The organism is Kribbella sp. NPDC050820, assembly GCF_040653975.1.
In the GTDB taxonomy this organism is placed as follows: domain Bacteria; phylum Actinomycetota; class Actinomycetes; order Propionibacteriales; family Kribbellaceae; genus Kribbella.
Window position 1 is genome coordinate 1 of record NZ_JBFAHB010000161.1, and the last position, 3,267, is coordinate 3,267.

At 69.7% G+C, this 3,267-nt stretch carries 1 protein-coding gene; it reads right to left on the bottom strand.

Annotation, left to right across the window (positions count from 1 at the left end; all coding sequences use genetic code 11):
* Positions 1 to 24: 24 nt before the first annotated feature.
* Positions 25 to 3,267 (bottom strand): S8 family serine peptidase (locus tag AB0H36_RS47970; protein ID WP_360539076.1); only part of this gene is annotated, 3,243 nt, incomplete at its 5' end.

The window sequence follows — 3,267 nt, forward strand, 5'->3', positions numbered from 1 at the left end:
CGGGCGGAGCCCGGGGACGCGGGGTCAGCGGAGGGGGTAGGCGGCGAGGGTTGTTTGGGTGGTGGTGTTGCCGGTGGTGTCTTCGAGTGTTGTTTTGAGGGAGATGTTGGAGCCGGCGGGGGTTGAGAAGACGGCTTTGTAGGTGGAGCCAGAGGGGACGACCGGGGCCGGGGTCCAGGTGGCGCCGCCGTCTCCGGAGACCTGGAGGGTCAGCTTCTTCACGGGTGGGAGGGTCACGCCGGGGGTGCCGTCCAGAAGGATGGGGAGGACGGTGACTGGCGTGCGTTCAGCGGTGTTCCGGGCGTCGACCGGCGGCTGGTACCTGACGGTGCGGAGTGGGAGCAACGTCTTCGCGGCGGTCGCGCCCGAGGTGAACGTCGCCACCAGATCCGTGCGAGTCGAGAAGCCGTGGACCGTCTGCGTGCCCGTGGTCTCGAAGGTGTACGACGCCTTCTCAGCCGGCAGCCCGGTCGCCGAGACAGAACCGAACGATGGTGAGGTCGCAACCTCAACCCCGTCCCGCGTGAGCTTGCTGCTCGCGGCGTCCGTCCGTATCCACCCCACGTGTCCATCGGCGTCCGCGTAGTTCGGGACCGACACGACCAGCCCCGCACCGTTCCGGCTGACCTCCCGAACGGACGGCACGAACGACGCCGCGTTCCACCGCTCGCGATAGCTCTGCCCAGCCTCGTACCGCTTGGCCGACCCCTGCAGCAGCCAGTCGCCGATCGGCCTTCCGACGGCCCCGAGCTCACTCGTCCAGCCGCCCGCCGTCTCGTCCAGGTAGTAGCGCAGCGTGCGCGGCGCATCGAGCCGCAGCACGCGGGCGAAGACCGCGCCGACCTCGGGCATGACCGGCCAGATCATCTTCTGGACCTGCTGATCGTTCGTCGCGTTCACCGTGTGGTCGACGACAGCAAGCTCCGCCTGCCGAACATCCCGGTGGAACCCGGTGACGAACTCACCCGGCTGGTGGTTCGCGATCCCGTACAAATACGGGGTGTTCGTGAAGAACCCGTCCCCGCGCACACCCCACTCCGACGTGACGTGCCCGGTCAGCTCAGCCGCCGGCAGTTTGGGCCCGGTGCTCGCCGTGAACACCCGCCCGAACCGGAAGCCCGCCATCGTGCTCCAGAACGCGCGCTCCCCGTCGGCCGAGGCTCGGTCGTACCCGACGTCGGAGTTCGCCTGCTCGGCGTCCGCCCGCGGGACCGTGGTGGTGACGACCTTCGCCTTCCGAGCGTCCAGTACGACGGTCTGGTCCGACGTCAGCTGGACGCGCGGCACGACCAGCTTGTAGAAGCCGTAGTCCTCGGGCGCCAGCTCGAACTCCTGGAACTGGTCGAGCAGGTACTCGCCCTTCGGCAACCTGACCTGCACCGTTCCGTCGTCGTCGCCGAACGAGTCGAACACGTCGTTGCTCATGCCAACGACCGTGGTCGGGAGGTCGCTCGGTGTCCCGTCCGGCTTCGTCGTCGAAATGGTGAGCGTGTAGGTCTCGGCCTCCTTCTCCACACCGATCGGTACGACGACCGGGACGTCGCCACCGGTCGCGGTGATCCGCCCGGAGTACAGCCCGTCCGCCCCGGCGTGGTTGGTGTTCGAGGTCGCCTGGACCGAGGCAGTGCCGCCCGCCGGAACGGTCAGCGAGTCGGAGCTCAAGCGCAGCGCCTCGGCGGGTGCCGCCGTACCGTCCGGTCCGTTCAGCGCAGCCGCGAGGGACAGCGTGACCGGCTGCGTGCCCAGGTTCCGGAAGGTGACGTCGCGGGTGACCGGCTCGTCGTCGTTGTGCGGGTACGACGCGACGCCGAACGACACGCTTCCCGGCTCGGCGACGACGGTCTGCTTGATCGCGGAGGTCAGGTCGATCCGCCCGGCGCCCTGCTGGAAGGACGTCTGGTCAGCCGCGACCTTCGCCGACCCCATCAGCGCACCCTTCAATTCCCCCGGCGTCCAGGACGGGTGCTCCTGCAGCAGCAGCGCCGCCGCGCCCGCGGTGTGCGGTGCGGCCATCGACGTACCCGAGAGCCGAAGGTAGCTGTCGCCGACCGGTTCGCCGATCGACGAGTTCTTCGACTTCGCGGCCACGATGTCGGTGCCGGGCGCGGTCACGTCCGGCTTCACCGCGCCGTCACCGATCCGCGGCCCGCGGCTGGACCGGAAGTTGAGCTGGTCCTGCTTGTCGACGTTGCCGACCGTCAGCGCCGCGTCCGCGCTGCCCGGCGAACCGATCGTGCGATCGCCGGGGCCGCTGTTGCCGGCGGAGATCACGAACAGCGTGCCGGTGTCGGCGGTCAACCGGTTGACCGCCTCCTCGAGCGGGTCGATCTCCGGGGTGTCGGTGCCGCCCAGGCTCAGGTTCACCACGCGCGCCTTGACCTCGGCCGCGGCCCACTCCATCCCGGCCAGGATCGCGGACTCGTCGCACCCCCAGACCTCGCACACCTTGCCGTCGTACAGCTTCGCGTCCGGCGCGACGCCTTTGTACTTGCCGTCGGACGCAGCGCCGGTACCCGCGATCGTCGACGCGACATGGGTGCCGTGACCGACCACGTCGTCGGCGGACTCGCCGGTGAAGTTCCGCGCACCGGCCAGCTGCGACGCCAGGTCCGGGTGGGTGGAGTCGATCCCGGTGTCCAGGACGGCGACGGACACGCCCTTCCCGGTGTAGCCGGCCTGCCAGGCCACCGGTCCGCCGATCTGCGGCACGGACTGGTCGAGGCTGATCTCACGCTTGCCGTCCAGCCAGACCTTCTGCACACTCGCAGCCGAGGTCACACCAGTTAGGAAGGACGCAGCTTTGCCCTTGTCCACCTTCATCGCGGCGCCGTTGACGACCGGCAACTGACGGGACACCGTCGCTCCCGGCGCTGCCGACCGCTGCCGGGCCTTGCCCGCGTAGGTCACGACGACCGGGATCGCCTTGGACGACGCGTCGTCGTACCTGTCCTTGATCAGGCCTGCCACGTCGAACAGCCGGCGGTCCAGCCGCCCATCCGCCACTGCCTTGTGGACGTCGGCCGGGATCACGTAGGAGTGCGTCTTGGTTCGGTAGGTGTTGAACCCGATGTCCTGCCGCCCGGCGCCAACCTCGACCGTCGCCTTGGCCGGGTCACCGCCCCGCAGCGTCACCTTGTCGCCGGTGATCAACGTGACCTGCACGTCCTTCGCTACGGCGGCCGCAGGCGCATTCACCGGGACCGCTGCCTGCGCCGGTCCTCCCGCACCGGCCGCCATCAGGCCCGCGGTCGACGCCCCCGACGCCAC